This is a genomic window from Pseudomonas tolaasii NCPPB 2192 (assembly GCF_002813445.1).
GTDB lineage: Bacteria > Pseudomonadota > Gammaproteobacteria > Pseudomonadales > Pseudomonadaceae > Aquipseudomonas > Aquipseudomonas tolaasii.
On the sequence record NZ_PHHD01000001.1, the window covers coordinates 380602 to 404610 of the forward strand.

Annotated in this window: 12 protein-coding genes, 2 tRNA genes and 3 rRNA genes; 1 reads left to right on the forward strand and 16 read right to left on the reverse strand. The window is 59.0% G+C overall.

Going from position 1 to position 24009, the window contains the following annotated elements; all coding sequences use genetic code 11:
- Positions 1-282: 282 nt before the first annotated feature.
- Both mmsB and ATI14_RS01855 read right to left on the reverse strand, forming a co-directional pair.
- Entirely contained in the window at positions 283-1170 is an 888-nt protein-coding gene (mmsB, locus tag ATI14_RS01850; RefSeq protein ID WP_016971851.1) for a 3-hydroxyisobutyrate dehydrogenase, read from the reverse strand.
- A 15-nt stretch (positions 1171-1185) separates the two neighbouring features.
- Positions 1186-2703 (reverse strand): CoA-acylating methylmalonate-semialdehyde dehydrogenase, encoded by a 1518-nt coding sequence (locus ATI14_RS01855; RefSeq protein WP_016971852.1) that lies wholly within the window; start codon positions 2701-2703, stop codon positions 1186-1188.
- Between the two features lie 129 nt (positions 2704-2832).
- Between ATI14_RS01855 and ATI14_RS01860 the strand changes: the two genes are divergently transcribed.
- Positions 2833-3780: a LysR family transcriptional regulator gene (locus tag ATI14_RS01860; RefSeq protein ID WP_016971853.1), complete on the forward strand. Its 948-nt coding sequence runs from the start codon at positions 2833-2835 to the stop codon at positions 3778-3780.
- A 116-nt stretch (positions 3781-3896) separates the two neighbouring features.
- Here ATI14_RS01860 and yfiB read toward each other — a convergent pair whose 3' ends face one another.
- The 14 genes from yfiB to pssA all read right to left on the reverse strand — a co-directional run bounded on the left by yfiB (position 3897) and on the right by pssA (position 24004).
- On the reverse strand, positions 3897-4388 hold the full coding sequence (yfiB, locus tag ATI14_RS01865; protein WP_080520594.1) for an outer membrane lipoprotein YfiB: 492 nt from the start codon (positions 4386-4388) through the stop codon (positions 3897-3899).
- Between the two features lie 4 nt (positions 4389-4392).
- Entirely contained in the window at positions 4393-5655 is a 1263-nt protein-coding gene (dgcN, locus tag ATI14_RS01870) for a diguanylate cyclase DgcN/YfiN (protein WP_080520595.1), read from the reverse strand.
- Positions 5652-6218: a regulatory sequestration protein YfiR gene (gene yfiR / locus ATI14_RS01875; protein WP_017255868.1), complete on the reverse strand. Its 567-nt coding sequence runs from the start codon at positions 6216-6218 to the stop codon at positions 5652-5654. Before yfiR ends, dgcN begins: the two co-directional genes overlap by 4 nt.
- 141 nt (positions 6219-6359) lie before the next feature.
- Positions 6360-8429, reverse strand: coding sequence for an exodeoxyribonuclease V subunit alpha (gene recD / locus ATI14_RS01880; RefSeq protein ID WP_020372567.1), 2070 nt, complete (start codon positions 8427-8429; stop codon positions 6360-6362).
- Positions 8426-12100 (reverse strand): exodeoxyribonuclease V subunit beta, encoded by a 3675-nt coding sequence (gene recB, locus ATI14_RS01885; RefSeq protein ID WP_016968851.1) that lies wholly within the window; start codon positions 12098-12100, stop codon positions 8426-8428. Before recB ends, recD begins: the two co-directional genes overlap by 4 nt.
- A complete protein-coding gene (gene recC, locus ATI14_RS01890; protein WP_080520596.1) occupies positions 12097-15549 on the reverse strand; it encodes an exodeoxyribonuclease V subunit gamma in 3453 nt (1150 codons plus the stop codon). Before recC ends, recB begins: the two co-directional genes overlap by 4 nt.
- Positions 15550-15692: 143 nt before the next feature.
- Positions 15693-15808 (reverse strand): 5S ribosomal RNA (gene rrf / locus ATI14_RS01895).
- 155 nt (positions 15809-15963) lie between these two features.
- Positions 15964-18855 (reverse strand): 23S ribosomal RNA (locus tag ATI14_RS01900).
- 247 nt (positions 18856-19102) lie between these two features.
- Positions 19103-19178 (reverse strand) — tRNA-Ala (locus ATI14_RS01905).
- Positions 19179-19208: 30 nt separating this feature from the next.
- A tRNA-Ile gene (locus ATI14_RS01910) sits at positions 19209-19285 on the reverse strand.
- A gap of 82 nt (positions 19286-19367) precedes the next feature.
- A 16S ribosomal RNA gene (locus tag ATI14_RS01915) occupies positions 19368-20904 on the reverse strand.
- The 16S, 23S and 5S rRNA genes sit together here with 2 tRNA genes alongside, the layout of an rRNA operon.
- Before the next feature lie 545 nt (positions 20905-21449).
- Complete coding sequence (msrQ, locus tag ATI14_RS01925; RefSeq protein ID WP_016973730.1) at positions 21450-22070, reverse strand: protein-methionine-sulfoxide reductase heme-binding subunit MsrQ; 621 nt, start codon at positions 22068-22070, stop codon at positions 21450-21452.
- On the reverse strand, positions 22070-23083 hold the full coding sequence (gene msrP, locus ATI14_RS01930; protein ID WP_016973731.1) for a protein-methionine-sulfoxide reductase catalytic subunit MsrP: 1014 nt from the start codon (positions 23081-23083) through the stop codon (positions 22070-22072). The genes msrQ and msrP overlap by 1 nt, the downstream gene beginning before the upstream one ends.
- A gap of 63 nt (positions 23084-23146) precedes the next feature.
- Positions 23147-24004 carry a CDP-diacylglycerol--serine O-phosphatidyltransferase gene (pssA, locus tag ATI14_RS01935; RefSeq protein ID WP_016973732.1) on the reverse strand — a complete coding sequence of 286 codons (858 nt, stop codon included), beginning with the start codon at positions 24002-24004 and terminating at the stop codon, positions 23147-23149.
- Between the last annotated feature and the right edge of the window lie 5 nt (positions 24005-24009).

Below are 24009 nucleotides of genomic sequence, written 5' to 3' on the forward strand. Positions count from 1 at the left end.
ACCCTTCATCAATATTACAAACTTGTAAAATCATATTTCAGCAATACATTCAGCACCTAAAAGTTTACGCCAACTAGTTAGTCGATTAGTAATAACTGAAGCCTATATAGGTATATAGGGTGTATTAATTTCAGGGCGCAAAGAGGCCTCCGCCATTTACGGAAGAAGAAGGTATTCTCAAAAAGAGGGGGCGAGCGGCAGGCGCAGAATGACCTTGAAAGGGAGGAGCGCTGTATCAACCAAAAACCCGGGGACCCGCCCGACGCGGGCCCCGGAAAATCCCTATTGGGGTTTGCGATAGCTGTTGATGATAGCCGAGAAGTCTTTGCCGCCTTCCCCGCGCTGACTCATCGATTGGTACAACTGCTGAGCCACGGCGCCAAGGATCACCGGTTGTTTCACCTGGCGTGCAGCCTCGGTAGCCAACCCCAGATCCTTGAGCATCAGGTCGGCACCGAAGCCGCCTGTGTAACCCCGGGACGACGGCGCCGTTTCAATCACGCCCGGCCAAGGGTTGTAAGTGTCCGAACTCCAGCAGCGCCCGGTGGAGCTGTTGATGATCCCCGCCAGCACCTGAGTGTCGATGCCCAGTGCGTCGCCCAGGGCCATGGCTTCGCTGACGCCGACCATGCTGATGCCCAACAACAGGTTGTTGCAGATCTTGGCGATCTGGCCCGTGCCGACGTCGCCGCAATGCACAATGTTACGGCCCATCTGCGCCAGCACCGGTTGCAGGGTGGCGAACAGTTCCGGGGTGGCGCCGACCATGAAGGTCAGCGTCCCTGCTGCGGCGCCACCGGTGCCGCCGGAGACCGGCGCGTCGGCCATCACCACGCCTTGCCTGGCCGCAGCAGCCGCTACATCGCGCGCGGTCTGCGGGTCGATGGTGCTGCAATCAACCGCCGGCACGCCTTTGCCGATGCCTGCCAGCACGCCGTCTTCATTGAGCCACACGCTGCGCACGTGGGCGGCGGCGGGCAGCATGGTGATCACCAGTTCAGCGCCGGTGGCCGCATCACGCGGCGAGTCGCTGATGGTGCCGCCCAGTTCGGCGAGTTCCTTGAGCACGGCTTGGTTCAGGTCGAACAGGTTCAGCGCGTGCCCAGCCTTGATCAGGTTGCGGGCCATCGGCGCGCCCATGTTGCCCAGGCCGATAAATGCAATGTTCATGGTCGTCTCCCGGAATCAGCGCAGGTTGATGGTGGTGTTGACGCCATCGTTGACCGTGTCGTCATCGAACCAGCGGCTGGTGACGGTTTTGGTCTGGGTGTAGAACTGCACCACTTGCTTGCCGTACGGGCCCAGATCGCCGAGCTTGGAGCCGCGCGAACCGGTGAAGCTGAAGAACGGCACCGGCACCGGAATCGGGATATTGATGCCGACCTGGCCCACATCGATTTCGCTCTGGAATTTGCGCGCCGCCGCACCGCTCTGGGTGAACAGGCCGGTGCCGTTGCCGAACGGGTTGGCGTTGACCAGCGCGATGGCCTCGTCGAGAGTCGCAACCTCAATCACCACCAGCACCGGGCCGAAGATTTCCTGGGTGTAGATCTGCATATCGGTGGTCACACCCGAGAACAGGGTCGGGCCGACAAAGTTGCCTTGCTCGAAGCCCGGCACCTTGATGTCGCGGCCATCCAGCTCCAGCTTGGCGCCTTCTTTCACGCCGCTCTCTATCAGCTCCAGAATGCGTGCCTTGGCGCGCTTGGAAATCACCGGGCCCACATCGGTGCCCGCTTCGCTACCGGCATTGACCTTGAGTTTCTGCGCCAATGCTTTCAGGTCCGGCAGCCATTGTTTGGACGCCCCCACCAGCACCACCACCGAGGTGGCCATGCAACGCTGGCCCGCCGCGCCAAAACCGGCGCCGACCAGGGCATTGAGGGTGTGTTCGCGGTTGGCGTCCGGCAGCACCACGGCGTGGTTCTTGGCGCCCATCATCGATTGCACGCGCTTGCCGTGTTTACCGGCCAGGTCGTACACGTGAGTGCCGACAGCGGTCGAACCGACAAAAGACACGGCCTTGATGTCTTTGTGGGTGCACAGCGCATCCACCACGTCCTTGCCACCATGCACCACGTTGAGCACGCCCGCCGGCACCCCGGCCTCCAGCGCCAGCTCAACCAGAAGCATCGTCGACAGTGGGTCCTGCTCGGACGGTTTGAGGACAAACGTATTCCCGCACGCGATGGCCATCGGGAACATCCACAGCGGAATCATCGCCGGGAAGTTGAACGGGGTAATGCCCGCGCACACGCCGATCGGCTGGCGCAGGGTGTAGGTGTCGACACCACCGGCGACGTTTTCAGCGAACTCGCCCATCTGCAGGGTGCCGATGGAGCACGCGTGTTCGACCACTTCCAGGCCACGGAAAATATCGCCCTCGGCATCGGCAATGGTCTTGCCCTGCTCGGCACTGAGGACCACGGCGATGCGCTTGGAGTGTTCACGGATCAAGGCTTGCAGCTTGAGCATGATGCGCATGCGCGCGCCGATCGGCGTCAGCTTCCAGGTCTGGAAGGCGCGATGGGCGGCGTCGATGGCGGCGTTGACTTCATCGGCGGTGGCAAACGGCACTTTGGCCAGCACCTCTTGGGTGGCCGGGTTGACGATGTCTTGCCAGTGGGTGGTGTTGGACTCGACCCATTCACCATTGATCAGCAACTTGACCTGTTGCACGGAAATATCGGCAGAAGCGTTCATGTGGTCTCCAATCTTGTAGTTATGCAGAGACAAGGCGCGTGAATCGCCTTGGGAATGAGGCGTTCGGACTGTTTTTCGAGTATAGATGTGCAAATCTCTAATAAGAACGCACATAAAAGCCGGACCAATATGCAAAAAAACATCACGTCACTAGGCTCCCTGAACTGGGATGACCTGAAGTTTTTCCTCGAAGTGGCCCGCACCCGCAAGGCCAGCGTGGCCGCCAAGCGCCTGGCAGTGGACTACACCACGGTGTCGCGGCGCATCAGCTCACTGGAAGTGTCACTCGGTACCTTGTTGTTCGAAAAATCCCGGACCAACGGCTTCGTGCTGACCACCGAAGGCCAGCGTTTGCTGGGGTACGCGGAATCCATCGAAAGCACCTTGCACATGGCCTGCGAACAAGTGTCCGGCTCCGGCATGGCGTTGTCCGGCCACGTGCGCATGGGCTGCACCGAAGGGTTCGGCAGTTTTTTCGTCACGCCGCAATTGAGCCATTTCGTCGACACCTACCCGGCCATCTCGGTGGACATCCTGCCCCTGCCCCACTTCATCAGCCTGTCCAAGCGCGAAGCCGATATCGTCATCGCCCTGGAGCGCCCGGAACACGGGCCCTATGTGTGCTGCAAATTATGCGATTACAAATTGCAGCTGTACGCGACCCAGGAATACCTCGACCAACACCCGCCGATCCGCAAACCGGCGGATCTGGCTGAGCATCCGTTTATCAGCTATGTGGATGATTTGGCGTTCAGCTCGGAGTTGCTGTACCTGGCGAACGTAGTGCCCGGCGCCAGCGCGAGTTTGCGCAGCACCAGCGTGATCGCGCAGTACGTGGCGGCGCAGCAAGGGCGGTCGATGGCGATACTGCCGTGCTTTCTGGCGGCGCAGGACCCACGGTTGCTGCCGGTGCTGGGGGAGCAGATTGCGATCACACGGCAGTTCTGGATGTACTGCCGGGAGGATTTGAGGAAGTTGAAGCGGATTACGTTGCTGTGGGACTACATCCGGGAGGTGACGGAGCAGAATCAGGGGTTGTTGATGGGGGAGACAAGAGAGATGCGGTTTGCGGACTAAAGGCTGGCTGGCTTGCGATGGCGGTGGGTCAGTCAGCACATTCCTTGCTGATGGACCGCTATCGCAGGCAAGCCAGCTCCCACATTGGATTGCATTTCAAGCTGGAACGGGGGCGGCTAGTCAGCGATGACGACTATCGACACTCGCCGGTTTTCGGTACGCCCTGCCGCCGTGGCATTCGACGCCACCGGCTCGCTGCTGCCCAGGCCGCGCAGTTGGATGCTTTCTTCTTTCATGCCCACCCCCGTCAGCACCTTGCCCACGCTTTTCGCGCGGCGCAGGGACAGTTGCCGGTTGTAGGGTTCCTTGCCCGAGGCGTCGGTGTGGCCGTCCACGCGTACGCGTTCGATGCCCACACTGACCAGGGCCTTGCCGATGCGCTCGACGATGTCGGTGCTGGCTGTGTTGAGGCTTTCCACATCACTGCCAAACAGCACTTTGCCGGACAGGCCAAACGCCCAGCCTTCGTCGGTCAGCTCAAAGCCTTGCTGCTTGAGGACGGCGACTTGCGCCGGGGTCAGGCCCTTGGGCGGCGCGGTCTGGCAGCCGCCGAGGGCCAGGAAGGCCAGCAGCAGGGTGATAAACATAAAACGCGCAGTAGAGAACAAGGGATCAACTCCTGTGTTGAACATTGGCAGCGGCAGGCTCCGCCTCCGCCGTGTGCTGGCCGCCCGAAGACAGCCGCTTGGCCTGGTACATCGCCGCGTCGGCGGCATTGAGCAAGGTGCCGGGAGTGGCGCCATGATCAGGGTAGATGGCGATGCCGATACTGAGGGAGGTCAATACCTGGGTGTTGCCGGGCACTACAATCGGTACGTCCATGCTGGCGATAATCTTGTCGGCAATGCGCCGGGCGTCTTCGGCCTTGTGCAACGGCGCCAGCAGGATGGCGAATTCATCGCCCCCCAGCCGTGCGACCAAATCGTCTTCACGCAATTGCGCGCGCACGCGCTCGGCGACGGCCACCAACACGGCATCACCGGCGGCGTGGCCGAAGTTGTCGTTGATATCTTTGAAGCGGTCGCTGTCGAGAAACAGCACGGCCACTTGCTCGTTGACCTTGGCGGCGCTGCGCAGGGCGCGGATCAGCCGGCCTTCGAAGAACGCACGGTTGGGCAAGCCGGTCAGGCTGTCGTGGCTGGCCTGGTGAGCGAGGGTTTCGTTCTCGCTTTGCAGGTGGCTTTGCCAGGCCTCCATCTCGCCGAGCAGGGCGTTGAAGTCGCTGCCCAGGCTGTCGAGTTCGGCGATCTGCGCCGGTGGCACGCGGCGGTCAAAGTCGCGCTCGCTGCGGGCAGCGTGGGCCACGGCGGCGAGCCGTTGCAACGGCCCGGTGATGCCACGCAGCAGGCGCCGCGCCAGGTGCAGGGCCACCCAGGCGCTGAGGGCAGTGCAGATCAAGATGCCCGCCAGGCCACTGAGCAGAAAGCGCAGCAGGCTGCCGCCATGGCCGACCACATGGATGCTGCCGATGGTTTTGCCCTGGTGCAGGATCGGCTGGTTGATCGGCTGTTCGAGCAAGGCGTGCGCCAGGCCCAGCTCAACCCGCGACAACATGCCCGTGTCCGGCCGTATCCATTGCGCGAGCAACTTGCCATTGGCGTCGAACACCTCGGCCTGGGCCACTTCCTCGGTGGAGGCGATCAAACTCAGCGCCTCGGTGGCTGCCGAGCTGTCATCGAACACCACCGCTGCTTCCACGGTGTAGTTGATGGAGCGCGCAATCAGGTGCAGGTTGTGATCGGCGTAAACGCGCAGCGCCAAAACGCCGAGCAGGGTCAGCGACACGCTGGCCAGAGCCACCGCCACCAGCGCCAGGACCAGATGCCCACGGCCAATGACCGAACGTAGCGTCGGCCGCGCTTTCACTGGGGTCATGGCGCGGGCGCTCGACGTCGCGACAACTGCAAAACACTGGGGTGAATGCGCACGCCGCTGCGGGCGACGGAGTCCAGGTTGACCTCGAACGACACTTGCTCATCCGCCACACGCAGGCAGAACAGGCTGCCGACCGTGCATTGGTCGCCGCCTTCGCTGATGCTCAGCACCGGGTGGCCGATCAAGGAAGCGAACAGGCGACTGCGCTCGGCATCGGAGAGTTTGCCGATGTACACGGCATCGCAGGCACTGACGATATCGGGATTGTCGGCCAACAAACGCCGCACCACTACCGGGCGGCCGGTGGCCTGGGTGGTGCCTTTGACCAGGTCGTCGGTGTATTGGGTCGGCCCGACGATGCACAACCGCAGTTGCACGGGCTCCACCGGCCAACGCGCGTAGCTGAGGATGCCAAGTACCACTTGCGTCACTGCCTGGGCGCGGTGGTCTGCCAGGCTGGGCGTCTGGGCAAACGCCCGTTGCACGAACAGGCACAGCAGCGCCACCAGTAACATGCGTCTCCAGCTCAAACTGCGCTCTGCGGGCGAGACAGCCACGTTCATGCAGCAATACTCTCAGGTGTTTTCAAGGTGATGCCGCAACGATAGCACAGCGGCAGAAAACCCCACGAAGCAGGGTTTTCGCGGGGCGCGCTATTTTTCCAGAAAAATCAGACAGCTGAATCAGAAATATTCAGTGACCTGTCAGTCAGTTTCGTCGGGCGCTGCATCCAGCTCCAGCATCAACCCGCTCAGGCGTTTGACCTTGCGCCGCACCGCCTCTTCAAACACGCCGCCACGGGTTTCTATGAGGCTGAACCAGCGTTTGGCGCGGGTGATGCCGGTGTAGATCAGCTCTTTGGTGAGCACCGGGTTAAGCGCATCCGGCAGGATCAGCGCGGTGTGGGTGAATTCCGAGCCCTGGGATTTGTGCACTGTCATGGCGTACACGGTTTCCACATCATTCAGACGGCTGGGCAGTACAAAACGCACGCCGCCCTGGCCATCGTTGCGTGGGAAAGCCACGCGCAATACCTGAGGCCCTCCGTCGCTTTCAGGCAGTTTGAGGGCGATGCCGATGTCGCCATTCATCAGGCCCAGGCCGTAATCGTTGCGGGTCATCAGCACCGGACGGCCTTCGTACCATTGGTCGTCGCCTTCGATCAGCCGCACTTTGCGCAACGCGGCGGTGATGCGCAGGTTCAGCCCTTCTACACCCCACGGGCCTTTGCGCACGGCGCAGAGCAGTTGAAAGGCGTCGAAGGCTTGCAGCAGTTGTTGCGCCCAGTGTGTCCAGGCCGGATCGTCGCGCGGGGTGTCGAAAGCCGGGCGCGCGCTGTGCAGCAGGTTCAGGTAGAAGCGATACCCTTGGGCGCCGTCGCCCTGCCCGTCCAGCGCCAGGCGCTCCAGGGCGTGGTCGTGCTCACCTTTGAGGCTGACGCAGAACAGGTCATCGTGGCTGCGGGCGGCCAGCAGTTTTCGGGCCTCTTCGGCATTTTGCTGGTTGACCCGGCGCGCCAATTGGCCAATGCCGCTGCCTTCGCCGAAGCGCCGCGAGTAACGCAACATCACCACTTGCTGAGCCAGCGGGTGGCTCCCGTCGACGTCTTCCTGCAGGCCGCTGGAGACGAGGCTTTCGCCGCTGACAGCCTGCAGCCATTGGCGCGTGTCGGGGTTGTACCAGCCGGCTTCGGCGTCACGGCACAAGTCGCCGAGTACGGCGCCGGCCTCTACCGACGCGAGTTGATCCTTGTCGCCCAGCAGCACCAAACGCGCGTGAGGCGGCAAAGCGTCCAGCAGGTTGGCCATCATTTCCAGGTCGATCATCGAGGCTTCGTCCACCACCAGCACGTCCAAAGGCAAGGGGTTGGCGAGGTGATGACGAAAGTGCCGCGTGCCCGGCCGGCTGCCCAACAGGCGGTGAACGGTGGTGACCTGGGTCGGGATCTTTTCCTTCACGCTGGCCGGCACTTTCAGCGACAGCACTTGCTGGCTGATGGATTCAGTGAGGCGCGCGGCGGCTTTACCGGTCGGCGCGGCCAGGCGGATGCGCAACGGGTTGCCCGCTTCCACGGCGGGCGCTTGCAGCAGCGCGAGCAGGCGCACCACGGTGGTGGTTTTGCCGGTGCCGGGGCCGCCGGTGACGATGCTGAAAGCCCCTCGCGTGGCCAGGGCGCAGGCGAGTTTTTGCCAGTCGATCACGCCATCGGGCGGGGGCTGGTCGAACAGGCTGTTCAAGCGTTGCGGCAAGTCAGCGGCAGCGTTTTCCCGGGTGGCCAAGCGCTGGCGCAGAGCGCTGTCGATACGCCGTTCGTAGGTCCAGTAGCGGCGCAGGTACAAGCGTTTGCCCGACAACACCAGCGGGCGGCTTTGGGCTGACTCGCTGCCGTCAACGGCCAGTGCGACCAAGGGGCTGGATGCCAACGCGTGGCACCAGTGGGCGCCGTCCAACCCGTCGAGCAATTGCGACGGCAGCAACATGGCGCCGGTTTGCAGGTCGCCTTCAGGCGGCAACGACAAGGCGAAATCCGGGGCCTTGAGGGTCTCGAACAGGTCCAGGCACACGTGACCATGGCCCAGTTGGTGGCTGGTCAACGCGGCGGCCAGCAACACCAGCGGGTCGGCCTGCGGATCAAGCTCGTGCAGGAAGCCAACGAAGGCTTTGTCCAGGGCGCGCAGCCAGCCTCGGTCTACCCAACGCTCCAGCAGTTGCACCAGGTCGGCGGCGTGGCTCAGGGGCATGAGTGCCTCCAGCGGTAACGGTGCGAGGCTCATAGCAACACTCCTTGTTCCCAGGCGGGCTCAGCCTTGGGCGGGATGGACTTGCCCTGGAACAGCAAATCCAGGCCTTCGATCAGCTCGCGTGGTGGCCGGGTGAAATACGCCCCTTTGCTGGCCGACTGAGTACCGCGCAGGAACACATACAGCGCGCCGCCGACGTGGCGGTCGTAGTCGTAGCCGGGCAGGCGTGCCTTCAGTTGGCGGTGCAGGGCCAGCAGGTAGAGCACGTATTGCAGGTCATACCGATGATCGAGGATCGACTGATCCATGGCCTCCCATGTGTAGGCCGAATCGTCAGGGCCGAGCCAGTTGGATTTGTAATCGGCCACGTAATAACGGCCGTCATGTTCGAACGTCAGGTCGATAAAGCCTTTGAACATGCCGTTGAGCAAGACCGGCTCGGCGGCCACGCGGGACATGCCGTTGTGGGTGTACTGGCATACCAGCTTGTCGAGGGCGAGCACGTCGACCTTGTGGCTGGCGAACCAGAATTCCATTTCGATCTGATACTGCTGCAGGCTGCAGAGGGTGACGTGGCCGTTATCCACAGGCAGCGGGGCCTCCAGCAACTGACCGAGCCAGGTGCCGAGGGTGACGATCCAGCCTTCCCAATTACGCCGGTTGCAACGCGCGCCGACGGCTTTTTCAATCGCCTGCGGGGTGACGTTGAAGCCCTCCTCGCCCGCCCATTCCAGCAGGCCATGGAGGAAGGTGCCGGGATTAGGACCGCGTGGGAAACGGTGAATGTCGCCGCCGGACGCCGCCACTTCGCGCGGTGCCTGCGGGTCAAGGCGTTCATCGTCGAACAGCTTCTGGGCCTGTGGGCTTTCCGGTGCTTCAAGGCTGGCGGCGCTCATGCTGTCGCCGATGCGTAGCGCGCTGTAGGACGCAATCCACCAATTTTCGGCGGCCTTGCGTTTGGGCAGCAGGGGCGCGAGTAACGTGTCTGTGTTGCGTGGCGGGTGAAACAGGACGGCTTGCGCGTCGGGCACTGTGGCGTAATGGATGGCCGGGCAGCCTTCCTGCAGGTCCAGCAACCAACGCGCCAGAGCGGCGGATTCACCCAGCGACGCACCGGCGCCGAGCAGATAGCCCAGGGCCGAGAGGTGCAGGACCGAGGTGCTGCCGTTGCCGCGTTTGAGGTCGGCAATGCCGAGCCAGCACGCGTGTTTGGCGCGAGTCAGCGCGACATAGAGCAGACGCAGGTCTTCGGCCAGGCGCTCGTCGTCAGCCCTGGCGATCAGCTCGGCCGTCGGGCGCAGGCTGACTTGGGATTTGCCGTTGTCGTCATGGTAGTGAAGCGGCAAGCGGCTGCCGTCCACCGGTTTGGCCGAGCAAATGAAGGGAAGGAATACCAAGTCGTATTCCAGGCCTTTGGATTTGTGAATGGTCACGACCTTGACCAGTTGCTCGTCACTTTCCAGGCGCAGGATCTGTTCTTCACCGGCCTGCCCCGACAGCGCGAGGTGCTCGGCCAAGTGACGGATCAGCGCTTGCTCGCCGTCGAGTTCTGACGCGGCTTGTTGCAACAACTCACTGAGGTGCAGAAGGTTGGTCAAAACCCGCTCACCGTCGCTGCGAGCGATCAAGGTTTGCGGCAGCTTGAAGTCGTGAAGCAGGCGACGCAACATCGGCAGCACGCCCTGAGTGCGCCAGATCGCGCGGTAGCCGCGGAACTGCATCACGCGGGTTTCCCACGCCAGTTCGTCCTGATTCAGACGCTCCAGTTCCGGCAACGACAGGTTCAGGGTGACACAGGCCAGCGCAGCGCGAAGTGGTCGTTCGACGTCCGGCTCGGCGCAGGCTTTGAGCCAGGCCAGCAGGTCATGGGCTTCCTGGGCGGCGAAGACCGAATCCTTGTCGGACAAATAAACACTGCGTACGCCACGAGCGGCCAACTCGGCACGCACGGCTTGGGCTTCCTTGCCATCGCGCACGAGGATGGCGATGTCTGACGGCAGCACGCCTTTGAAGCTGCCGTCCGCCTGCAGGAACCCCGCTGTGCCCTGCTGCCCGCCGTTGAGCAATTCAACAATCTGTGTGGCACAGGCGCCTGCCAGCTGTTGGCGGTACAGCGCGTTGGAAATCGGCTGATCCGTGGGCAGGTGCCAGAGGTTCATCGCCGGAAGTGTTTGGCCGTTGACCTGCAATTTTTCCTTGCGGCCTTGGGACAGCACCGAGTGGAACGGCACAGGGTTGTCGCCATTCGGCTCGCGGAACAGAAAGGCGCCACGGCCGTTTTCGGCACGCTGGAATACATGGTTTACCGCTTCGACCATCGCATGGCTGGAGCGGAAGTTGGTGCCCAGCGTGTGATGGCGGCCGGTGGTGGCCTGGCGGGCGCGCAAGTAGGTGTAGATGTCGGCGCCGCGAAAGGCGTAGATCGCCTGCTTGGGGTCGCCGATCAGGAACAGGCCGCTGTCTGTGTGGTTTTCTTCGATGCGGTAAATGCTGTCGAAGATGCTGTATTGCACCGGGTCGGTGTCCTGGAATTCGTCGATCAGCGCCACCGGGAATTGCTCGCGAATCACACTGGCCAGTCGCTCGCCGCCGTCCGCTTGCAGGGCGGCGTTGAGGCGCGTGAGCATGTCGTCGAAACCCATTTCGGCGCGGCGGCGTTTTTCTTCTTCGAAACGTTTACCGACCCAGCCGGCGGCGTGTTGCAGCACGGCCGCGTCGGGCGTTGGCAAGGCGTCGAGGCTGGCTTTGAGGTTGGCCATGGCGTCGATGCCGGGGTGCTGCGGGGGCTCACCCTTCCAGGCTTCGGCCATGCCGTCGGGGGTAAGGCGAGTGAAGCCGGTGCCGATGTCGAGTTGTTCCAGGGTTTCGTCAGAGGCCCAGGCGCTGATTTTTTCGAACCAGGGTTCGAAGAAGCGAGCCTGCATCTTGCGACCGTCGACGGCTTTGGCGGCCACGGCTTGCAGGCAGATGTCGCGCAACTCGGCGGCCCATTGTTGCCAGGGCGCCTTGATGGCTGTCAGGGCTTCGCGGCGCTCTTGCAGGCATGCGGTGATCAGCTCGGCGGGCTCGCGGGTTTCATCGGTTGGCCGTTCGCTGCCGAACAGTGCGCGCACCCGTGGCATCAACGCGGCAGGGCCGCCCCAGTTGGTGCGCACCCAGTTGAGCGCGTCATCGTGCATCGGGTAGCAGAACAGGCGCCAGTAGTCGCGCAGCACTTCGCCGAGCAAGTCGCTGTGGTCGGTTTCCAGGGTCTGGGTGAACAGGCTGCCGCTGTCGAACGCGTGTTCGCGCAGCATGCGCTGGCACCAACTGTGGATGGTCGAGACGGCGGCCTCGTCCATCCATTGGGCGGCGATGTCGAGACGATTTGCGCAGGCGGCCCATTGCTCGGCCGGGTATTGCTCGCGCAGGTCGGCGATCAGGGCGTCTGGCTGCAGGATTTCATCGCGAAAGAACCGTGCGGCTTCGGCCAGACGAATGCGGATGCGTTCGCGCAACTCTTTGGTGGCGGCGTCGGTAAACGTCACCACCAGGATTTGTGGCGGCAACAGCTCGCGGCCGAAGCCGGATTCTTCGCCACCCTGGCCGAGTACCAGGCGCAGGTACAACGCCGAGATAGTGAACGTTTTGCCGGTGCCCGCGCTGGCTTCAATCAGCTGGCTGCCTGTGAGCGGGAAGGCCAGGGCCAAGGGTTTGCTGGTCATGCGCTGGCCTCCTCGCCGCTGAGTGATCGCCAGGATGCATTGATCAGCGGTCGATACAGGGTTTCGGCCCAGCCTTCGAATTCTTCGCTGGCGATGAGCGTGGCGTAGTCCGGGAACTGGCGAGTGAGCGCCGGGGTTTCACGGCGTTCACCATCGGTGTTGATGCTGTCACCCTCGTAAGCCTTGCTCGCGGCGGCCTGCGCCTTGGCGGGGTCGGTTTGGCCGAGCCAGGCGAAGGCGGTTTTGACCGCGACGGGGAGCGGTTTGCGCATACCGGCGTGCCAGGCCAGGAGCAGGTTGCCAAGGATTTCCTCGGCGCTGGACTTATCCAGCGGCGCCAATAGCAAGGTGTCGTCGCTGGCAACCAGACCGGTGCTGAGTTGCAGGCCACAGGCACACGCTACTACGTGGTTGACCCAGGGGCGGATCAGGCGATGCCACTTGCGCGTTTTGATCGAGCCGATGCTGTTGGGGATGGTGGTGACGCTCAACAATCCGCCATCACTGCGTCGATGCAAACCGCTGATCCAACCCTCCAGCTGGATGCCTTGATGCTCAAAATTGATCGGTTCTGCTGCGGGATGTGGCGTTGGCCACAGCGCGAGTAGTTGTTGATAACGTTGCAACAGATCGGGCAGCGGCTCGACCAGCTCATTGCGCAGGCATTCGCCGAAACCCACCATAGGCAGCAGCCCACTGCCTTGCAGACGGAGGGCCTGGGCGTTGAGGGCCTGGTCGATGTGACCGGGTTGAGCCAGTGCAGCGTTGAGCAGGCTGTCGCTGAGGCTGTAGCGTTGAAGCGCGTCGAGGACGAAGGGCTCTTCATCGGCGAGCGGCACTTCGGCGGCTTCGAAGAACACTTTCAGGCGCTGGCTGAAGAAGTGCTTGACCGGGTTGCGCAGGAAATCCTGCAACTGGCCGAGGGTCAGGGGTTCTTCTTGCTGATGCTGTGCCAGCTCGCGTTCTGTTGCAGGGACGTCCGTCGCTTCATGCAGTAACTGCCATTCGCGGGCGTAGCTGAACAACGGGTCGCCTTCGTGAAAATAGCGCGCGCTGAACGGCTGGAGCGGATGTTCCTGGGTCATCGCGTCCAGCAAGGGTACCTCTGTGTCTGCGTTGTGCCAGCCGCTGGCGAGGTGGTCGCGCAGTTGGCCGATCAATACCGAGGCGGGTCGGTCACTGTTGTCGCGAATGCTGCGGCCCACCCAGCTGATATAGAGCTGGTCGCGGGCGGACAGCAGGGCTTCGAGCAGCAGGTAGCGGTCGTCTTCACGGCGCGAGCGGTCGCCGGGCCGGTAGTCGCTGCCCATCAGGTCGAAGTCCAGCGGGGGTTGCGCGCGCGGATAGTCGCCGTCGTTCATGCCGAGCAGGCAAACGAGCTTGAACGGGATGGCGCGCATGGGCATCAAAGTACAGAAATTGACAGCTCCTGCCAGAAAGCGCTGGGACAGTCGCCCCTGGTCCAAACCGGCCAACCAGGCTTCGCGGACTACGGTGAGCGGTAACTCATCCTGCAGCCCGACGGACTCGCAGGTTTCCAGCCAGGTTTCCCTGAGTTGTTCGAGCTGGCTCAGCAGGTAATCGTCATGCTCACTGCTGGGCAAGAAGAACAACTGCATCAGGCGTTGCAGGCGCTCGCCCCATTCCGGTGGTGTTGCCGGTTGTGACAACGCCTGATGAGCGTCGTTTAGCGCGTCCAGCAAAGCAACCAACGGGCCGATGAGGGCAGCGTCGAGACCACCAATTTCGTCGTAGGGCTCAATGCCGTCGCACGCAATACCGGTGCCAACGGCATAACCCAGCAGCATGCGGCGCAGGCCAAATCGCCAGCTGTTTTGTTCCAGCTCACTTGGCAGGCCAAGGCCTGCACGCTGTTCGGCGTTGAGGCCCCAGCGGATGCCGGCGCCTTCGATCCAGCGGTGCAGCGTCGGCAGGTCGCGTTCCTTGATGGCGAAGCGTTCACGCAGAGCGGGAACGTCGAGCAGGTCGAGAATTTCGCTCACGGGAAAGCGGCTGTCCGGGAGTTTCAGCAGGTGCTCGACGGCGATCAACAGCGGGTCACGGCCGCGTTGGCCTTGATCGGTGAGGGTAAACGGGATGAAGCGCGGATCACTTCGCTCAAGCTGGCCGAACACGGCGCGGATGTGCGGCGCGTAGCTGTCGACGTCGGGGACCATGACGATGATGTCGCGCGGGCGCAGTGCGGGGTCGGCGCTGAAGCGCTGGAGCAGTTGATCGTGGAGGATTTCCACTTCGCGTTGGGCGCTGTGGGCGATGTGGAAGCGGATTGAGGTGTCACGCCCCAGATCCACTGCAGGCCATAGCTCACGGGTTTCGTTGAGCGGGCGAAGTTCGAGGATGTCGTCCTGCAGTTGGTTGAGCAGCGTGGTGGGCTCGCTGTCGCTGAACAGGTCGATGCGGCCATCGCGGAAGGCGGCGCGGTAGCTGTTGGGGTTGTCGTAACTGTCCAGCAGGCTGATGTAGTCGCGGCCCTGTTTACCCCAGGCCGCCAACAGCGGGTGGGCATGTTGGTGCAGGGTTTGCGGGTCGATGGTGACCGGCATGCCAGCCTTGCGCGCCTGACGCTTGTATTCGTTACGCAGCAAATCTTTGTCGGCGACGATGTCGGACCAATGGTGACGGCAAGGGTTGTGTACACAGAGCAGGACCTGACTGAAACGCGCCAGGCCGGCGAGTGCTTCCAGTGCTTGCGCAGGCAACGAAGAAATACCGAAAACGATCACCCGGGACGGCAAGCCATGGGGGGCTTGCTCAACGGTGTTAATGCGCTCGATGAAGCGCTGGTGAACGCCGGCGCGGCTTTCGGCCATGCCCTCTTCACCTACATCCAACAGCAGTGCGCGCCACAATTCGGCTTGCCAGCAGTTGGCAGGGTTCAGCGGCTTGGACTCACCACGACCATTGCGCAGTTGGTGGCGGCCTGCGGCCCAGTCTTCGAGCCAGTCGGCGCGATAGACCTGATATTGGTCGAACAGATCGGCCAGGCGTTCGGCGAGTTGGTAGCGTTTGCGCAGGTCGGTGTCGTCGGTGAGGAAGCGTTGCAGCGGCTCAAAGTGCGGTTGGTTGATAAGCTCCGGAAGCAAACGCATCAGGCGCCAGGTCAGCGGAGCTTTGTCGAGCAGGGACTTTTGCGGAATTTCATCTTTGCCCAAAACCATGCGGTAGAGCTGCCACATGAAACTGCCGGGCAGTTGCACGTCGATTGCTGCCGCGATACCGCAGCCGCCCATGTCATCCTCTTCAGGATCTTCGGCCAAGGCCAGTTTTAGCCACTGGGCGATACCGTTGCTTTGTACCAAAGCGATTTCATTTTCCAAAGGCGCCAGTGGATAGCGGCGCATCCAACTGACCACCAGGCTGCGCAGTTCGTCCAGGCGGTTGCCGTGAACCACCATGAATCCAGCGCTGAGGGACGTCGCATCCGGCATAACGGCTTCCTTGGGAAAAGCAAAATCGAGGGTGCGACTTTAGCACTGTGGGCAGTTGTTGGCGGAATTGGGATGTTAGCTATCTTTCCGACCGCCCAAAACAAAACCCCAACTGCTCTCGCAATTGGGGTTTCGGAATTTAATCTTGACGATGACCTACTCTCACATGGGGAAACCCCACACTACCATCGGCGATGCATCGTTTCACTGCTGAGTTCGGGATGGGATCAGGTGGTTCCAATGCTCTATGGTCGTCAAGAAATTCGGGTACTGAGTCGTGGCGTATGCCTCGCTTCAGCAAATTGGGTATGTGACAGCTTTCGGTGCTTTGTGAGCGTCGAACTTTCGGTTCATTTCGTCTTCACACACCGCAATCTGATGCTCCTTAGAGTAGTCAAATTGCTTGGGTGTTATATGGTCAAGCCTCACGGGCAATTAGTATTGGTTAGCTCAACGCCTCACAGCGCTTACACACCCAACCTATCAACGTCGTAGTCTTCGACGGCCCTTCAGGGAACTCAAGGTTCCAGTGAGATCTCATCTTGAGGCTAGTTTCCCGCTTAGATGCTTTCAGCGGTTATCTATTCCGAACATAGCTACCCGGCAATGCCACTGGCGTGACAACCGGAACACCAGAGGTTCGTCCACTCCGGTCCTCTCGTACTAGGAGCAGCCCCTCTCAAATCTCAAACGTCCACGGCAGATAGGGACCGAACTGTCTCACGACGTTCTAAACCCAGCTCGCGTACCACTTTAAATGGCGAACAGCCATACCCTTGGGACCGGCTTCAGCCCCAGGATGTGATGAGCCGACATCGAGGTGCCAAACACCGCCGTCGATATGAACTCTTGGGCGGTATCAGCCTGTTATCCCCGGAGTACCTTTTATCCGTTGAGCGATGGCCCTTCCATACAGAACCACCGGATCACTAAGACCTACTTTCGTACCTGCTCGACGTGTCTGTCTCGCAGTCAAGCGCGCTTTTGCCTTTATACTCTACGACCGATTTCCGACCGGTCTGAGCGCACCTTCGTACTCCTCCGTTACTCTTTAGGAGGAGACCGCCCCAGTCAAACTACCCACCATACACTGTCCTCGATCCGGATAACGGACCTGAGTTAGAACCTCAAAGTTGCCAGGGTGGTATTTCAAGGATGGCTCCACGCAGACTGGCGTCCACGCTTCAAAGCCTCCCACCTATCCTACACAAGCAAATTCAAAGTCCAGTGCAAAGCTATAGTAAAGGTTCACGGGGTCTTTCCGTCTAGCCGCGGATACACTGCATCTTCACAGCGATTTCAATTTCACTGAGTCTCGGGTGGAGACAGCGCCGCCATCGTTACGCCATTCGTGCAGGTCGGAACTTACCCGACAAGGAATTTCGCTACCTTAGGACCGTTATAGTTACGGCCGCCGTTTACCGGGGCTTCGATCAAGAGCTTCGCGTTAGCTAACCCCATCAATTAACCTTCCGGCACCGGGCAGGCGTCACACCCTATACGTCCACTTTCGTGTTTGCAGAGTGCTGTGTTTTTAATAAACAGTCGCAGCGGCCTGGTATCTTCGACCGGCATGAGCTTACGGAGCAAGTCCTTCACCCTCACCGGCGCACCTTCTCCCGAAGTTACGGTGCCATTTTGCCTAGTTCCTTCACCCGAGTTCTCTCAAGCGCCTTGGTATTCTCTACCCAACCACCTGTGTCGGTTTGGGGTACGGTTCCTGGTTACCTGAAGCTTAGAAGCTTTTCTTGGAAGCATGGCATCAACCACTTCGCTAACTAAAAGTTAGCTCGTCATCAGCTCTCGGCCTTAAGATCCCGGATTTACCTAAGATCTCAGCCTACCACCTTAAACTTGGACAACCAACGCCAAGCTGGCCTAGCCTTCTCCGTCCCTCCATCGCAATAACCAGAAGTACAGGAATATTAACCTGTTTTCCATCGACTACGCTTTTCAGCCTCGCCTTAGGGACCGACTAACCCTGCGTCGATTAACGTTGCGCAGGAAACCTTGGTCTTTCGGCGTGGGTGTTTTTCACACCCATTGTCGTTACTCATGTCAGCATTCGCACTTCTGATACCTCCAGCAAGCTTCTCAACTCACCTTCACAGGCTTACAGAACGCTCCTCTACCGCATCACTTACGTGATACCCGTAGCTTCGGTGTATGGTTTGAGCCCCGTTACATCTTCCGCGCAGGCCGACTCGACTAGTGAGCTATTACGCTTTCTTTAAAGGGTGGCTGCTTCTAAGCCAACCTCCTAGCTGTCTAAGCCTTCCCACATCGTTTCCCACTTAACCATAACTTTGGGACCTTAGCTGACGGTCTGGGTTGTTTCCCTTTTCACGACGGACGTTAGCACCCGCCGTGTGTCTCCCATGCTCGGCACTTGTAGGTATTCGGAGTTTGCATCGGTTTGGTAAGTCGGGATGACCCCCTAGCCGAAACAGTGCTCTACCCCCTACAGTGATACATGAGGCGCTACCTAAATAGCTTTCGAGGAGAACCAGCTATCTCCGAGCTTGATTAGCCTTTCACTCCGATCCACAGGTCATCCGCTAACTTTTCAACGGTAGTCGGTTCGGTCCTCCAGTTAGTGTTACCCAACCTTCAACCTGCCCATGGATAGATCGCCCGGTTTCGGGTCTATTCCCAGCGACTAGACGCCCTATTAAGACTCGCTTTCGCTACGCCTCCCCTATTCGGTTAAGCTCGCCACTGAAAATAAGTCGCTGACCCATTATACAAAAGGTACGCAGTCACAGAACAAAGTCTGCTCCCACTGCTTGTACGCATACGGTTTCAGGATCTATTTCACTCCCCTCTCCGGGGTTCTTTTCGCCTTTCCCTCACGGTACTAGTTCACTATCGGTCAGTCAGTAGTATTTAGCCTTGGAGGATGGTCCCCCCATATTCAGACAAAGTTTCTCGTGCTCCGTCCTACTCGATTTCATGACTAAGAGATTTTCGCGTACAGGGCTATCACCCACTATGGCCGCACTTTCCAGAGCGTTCCGCTAATCTCAAAGCCACTTAAGGGCTAGTCCCCGTTCGCTCGCCACTACTAAGGGAATCTCGGTTGATTTCTTTTCCTCAGGGTACTTAGATGTTTCAGTTCCCCTGGTTCGCTTCTTGCACCTATGTATTCAGTACAAGATAACCATCTTATGATGGTTGGGTTCCCCCATTCAGACATCTCCGGATCAAAGTCTGTTTGCCGACTCCCCGAAGCTTTTCGCAGGCTACCACGTCTTTCATCGCCTCTGACTGCCAAGGCATCCACCGTATGCGCTTCTTCACTTGACCATATAACCCCAAGCAATCTGGTTATACTGTGAAGACGACATTCGCCGAAAATTCGAATTTCTCAACTAAGAGAACTCACAAATTTTACCTTAGCCTGATCCGTTACCAGTGAAAGTAACGTTCAGTCTATCTTTCTATCACATACCCAAATTTTTAAAGAACGATCTAATCAAAGACTAGAAATCAACATTCACCATCACACTGATGGAATGCTCATTTCTAAGCTTTAAAACTTCAGAAGCAGTAGTGGTGGAGCCAAGCGGGATCGAACCGCTGACCTCCTGCGTGCAAGGCAGGCGCTCTCCCAGCTGAGCTATGGCCCCGTATTTCTACAGGCGTTTCCCACACAAAATTGGTGGGTCTGGGCAGATTCGAACTGCCGACCTCACCCTTATCAGGGGTGCGCTCTAACCAACTGAGCTACAGACCCAATTTCGGGCTGCTTCTTATCGTCTTCTTCAATGAATCAAGCAATTCGTGTGGGAACTTATGGAGCAGCTGATGTCGTCGATTAAGGAGGTGATCCAGCCGCAGGTTCCCCTACGGCTACCTTGTTACGACTTCACCCCAGTCATGAATCACACCGTGGTAACCGTCCTCCCGAAGGTTAGACTAGCTACTTCTGGTGCAACCCACTCCCATGGTGTGACGGGCGGTGTGTACAAGGCCCGGGAACGTATTCACCGCGACATTCTGATTCGCGATTACTAGCGATTCCGACTTCACGCAGTCGAGTTGCAGACTGCGATCCGGACTACGATCGGTTTTATGGGATTAGCTCCACCTCGCGGCTTGGCAACCCTCTGTACCGACCATTGTAGCACGTGTGTAGCCCAGGCCGTAAGGGCCATGATGACTTGACGTCATCCCCACCTTCCTCCGGTTTGTCACCGGCAGTCTCCTTAGAGTGCCCACCATAACGTGCTGGTAACTAAGGACAAGGGTTGCGCTCGTTACGGGACTTAACCCAACATCTCACGACACGAGCTGACGACAGCCATGCAGCACCTGTCTCAATGTTCCCGAAGGCACCAATCCATCTCTGGAAAGTTCATTGGATGTCAAGGCCTGGTAAGGTTCTTCGCGTTGCTTCGAATTAAACCACATGCTCCACCGCTTGTGCGGGCCCCCGTCAATTCATTTGAGTTTTAACCTTGCGGCCGTACTCCCCAGGCGGTCAACTTAATGCGTTAGCTGCGCCACTAAAAGCTCAAGGCTTCCAACGGCTAGTTGACATCGTTTACGGCGTGGACTACCAGGGTATCTAATCCTGTTTGCTCCCCACGCTTTCGCACCTCAGTGTCAGTATTAGTCCAGGTGGTCGCCTTCGCCACTGGTGTTCCTTCCTATATCTACGCATTTCACCGCTACACAGGAAATTCCACCACCCTCTACCATACTCTAGTCAGTCAGTTTTGAATGCAGTTCCCAGGTTGAGCCCGGGGATTTCACATCCAACTTAACAAACCACCTACGCGCGCTTTACGCCCAGTAATTCCGATTAACGCTTGCACCCTCTGTATTACCGCGGCTGCTGGCACAGAGTTAGCCGGTGCTTATTCTGTCGGTAACGTCAAAACAGTTACGTATTAGGCAACTGCCCTTCCTCCCAACTTAAAGTGCTTTACAATCCGAAGACCTTCTTCACACACGCGGCATGGCTGGATCAGGCTTTCGCCCATTGTCCAATATTCCCCACTGCTGCCTCCCGTAGGAGTCTGGACCGTGTCTCAGTTCCAGTGTGACTGATCATCCTCTCAGACCAGTTACGGATCGTCGCCTTGGTGAGCCATTACCTCACCAACTAGCTAATCCGACCTAGGCTCATCTGATAGCGCAAGGCCCGAAGGTCCCCTGCTTTCTCCCGTAGGACGTATGCGGTATTAGCGTCCGTTTCCGGACGTTATCCCCCACTACCAGGCAGATTCCTAGGCATTACTCACCCGTCCGCCGCTCTCAAGAGAAGCAAACTTCTCTCTACCGCTCGACTTGCATGTGTTAGGCCTGCCGCCAGCGTTCAATCTGAGCCATGATCAAACTCTTCAGTTCAAACATCTTTGGGTTTTTAAGAAACCCTAAACTTGGCTCAGCAATCGTTGGTTACATCTTTGATTTCTCGCGGAGTAACTTGTGATGCTGATAATCTTGTTGACTATCAGTCTGACTCCACAAGCACCCACACGAATTGCTTGATTCAGTTGTTAAAGAGCGGTTGGTTAAGATCTTTCGTCTCAACCGAGGCGCGCATTCTACAGCAGCCTCATTTGCTGTCAAGTGATTATTTTCAGAAGCTTTCGAAGATTTCTTCAACAACTTCAACCACTTGCGCTTCCGATCTCTCGTTAGCGGGAGGCGAATTCTACAGCGTTACACGCTGCTGTCAACACCTCTTTTTCTCCGCTTTCGACCGAGAGGATCGAAACGTTAACAGAGCCAAACAACACCGCTCTATCAACTCCTTCTGGGCTTCGATGGACTGAAGCAACTCGCTATCGAAACCTACTTAACTCATTGAAACTCAAGGAGTTTTCCGTTTCGACTGCGCCGGAAGTGGGGCGAATTATAGACTTCCAGAATCTGCCGTCAACCCCTAATTACGCTTTTGTCGTGGAAAGTGGTTTTTTCGCAATAAGCCGAGGGATTCGGCGCATGACAGGAGGAATCCGCAGTATCAAAAGCAGCACACCTATGGATGCGTAAATAGCCCACTCTTTCAGATCAGCTCGCACAATCCACAGCATGTGCAACAAACCGAGCCCAAGAATCACGTAGACCAAACGGTGCAGCTTCTTCCATCGACTTCCCAGCCGACGCTGGCTGTAACGGTTCGAGGTCACCGCGAGCACTAATAAAGAGAGAAAACCCAATGCCCCCACAATAATGTAAGGCCGCTTACGCAACTCCACACCCAGTTGCGACCAGTCCAGCCCAAGCACAAATACGCAGTAGGCCGCTAAATGCAGCACGACATAGGCGAAACACCACAACCCCAACTGCCGGCGTACCGCTACCCACCCCGCCCAACCGCTAAGCTTCTGCAGTGGCGTCATCGCCAACGTGATCAACAACAGAATCAACGTACCCAAGCCAAGCCGATCAACCAGCACTTTTCCGGGATCCGGCCCCAGAACAGAACTCCACGCTTCATATAGCCAGAACAATGGCCACACCGCTGCTGCTATAAAGACGCCGATGCGCCAGATCGGATAGCGCATCAGTAGTTCTTCCGCAGATCGAGACCGGTATAGAGGGAAGCAACCTCCTCCGAGTAGCCATTGAACATTTGCGTCTCGCGCACATTTGGACTGAACAGCCCGCTCGGCAAACGGCGCTCCCGCGCTTGAGTCCAGCGAGGATGATCAACCGTCGGGTTCACATTCGCATAAAACCCATACTCATCCGCGGCAATGCTCTGCCAGGTCGTTTTCGGCTGCTCGCTTACCAGGCTGATTCGTACGATGGACTTCACACTCTTGAAGCCATACTTCCACGGCACCACCAAACGCAACGGCGCGCCGTTTTGATTAGGCAGTTCCCGCCCATACATACCAACGGCAAGGATCGCCAGCGGATTCATCGCTTCATCCAAACGCAGCCCTTCTACATAAGGCCAATCGATCAAACCAAAGTTTGAACGTTGCCCCGGCATGCTTTTTGGATCCTGCAAGGTTTCAAAACGGATGTATTTAGCGTTTGAGGTCGGCTCAACGTGCTTAAGCAAGGCTGAAATGGGAAAGCCCATCCACGGAATGACCATCGACCACGCCTCAACGCAGCGTAAACGGTAGATCCGTTCTTCGAGCTGATAAGGCTTCATGAAGTCTTCCAGCGCATAACGCCCTGGCTTGCCTACTTCACCATCAATCACAACACTCCATGGCTCAGTCTTGAGAGACCCCGCATTTGCGGCCGGGTCGCCCTTGCCTGTACCGAACTCATAGAAATTGTTGTAGTGGGTGGCGTCCTTGAACGGCGTGATAGCTTCGTCCTTCACGGTCACCGCCTGCCATTTCGTGCCCGGCAGTTTCTCGGCAAACCAGCTCGGCGCATTGCCAGGCTCCACATCCACATAACGCGCAGCCTCTTCGGCACTGGCCCAACGTGGCAGCGCGCTGGCGGCAACGCCAGCGAGTGCACCACCGAGCAAGCTACGGCGAGAGAGATAGAATGATTCAGGCGTGATATCCGATTCATGGCAATCGGACGCTTTGGGCAATTTGATTAACATGGCAACTCCGCAGCATTGGAGAACTGATGCACCAATAGACTGCGGAGTATGGGGGAAATTACATTAAGACAATGTTTTGTCGCGGCGCAGGTGCAGCAAATACTGAATCGGCCCCGAAGCCGCATACACCAGGAACGCCAACAGCAAAATGCGCGGAGGGTCGCTGAACACAACGGCAAATACCAGTACCACCACCAGAATCGCTACAAAAGGCACACGCCCCTTGAGGTCGAACTCCTTGAAGCTGTTGTACTTGATGTTGCTGACCATCAGCATGCCGGCCGCCGCCACCATCAACGCCACCAGGAATGACATCTTCGAGCCCTGGATGCCGTAGTCACTGAATGCCCAAACAATGCCCGCCACTACACCCGCCGCCGCCGGGCTGGCCAGGCCGATGAAGTAACGCTTGTCGGCAGTGCCCACTTGAGTATTGAAGCGCGCCAGGCGCAACGCAGCACCTGCGACATAAATGAAGGCGACCATCCAGCCAACCTTGCCCATATCCCCCAGCGCCCAGGCAAAGGCCAGCAACGCCGGCGCTACACCAAAGGCCACCATATCGGACAACGAGTCGTACTCGGCCCCGAAGGCGCTTTGGGTATTGGTCATGCGTGCAACACGGCCATCAAGACCATCGAGCACCATGGCCACAAAAATGGCGATGGCAGCAAAACCAAAGTACTTGCTGGCACTCGCCGCATCACCCGCCGCCAGCGCGCTCTGGGCACTCATGGAATTGATGATGGAATAGAAACCGGCAAACAGGTTCGCCGTGGTAAACAGGTTGGGCAGCAGATAGATGCCACGATGCCGGACCTTGCGACCTTCCGCATCATGCCCTTCTTCGACATGCTCATCGATCGGTAGCAGGCTATCGGCGTCAGAGGCCTGGTTTGGCTCTTCGGGACGTTCGGTCATGGACT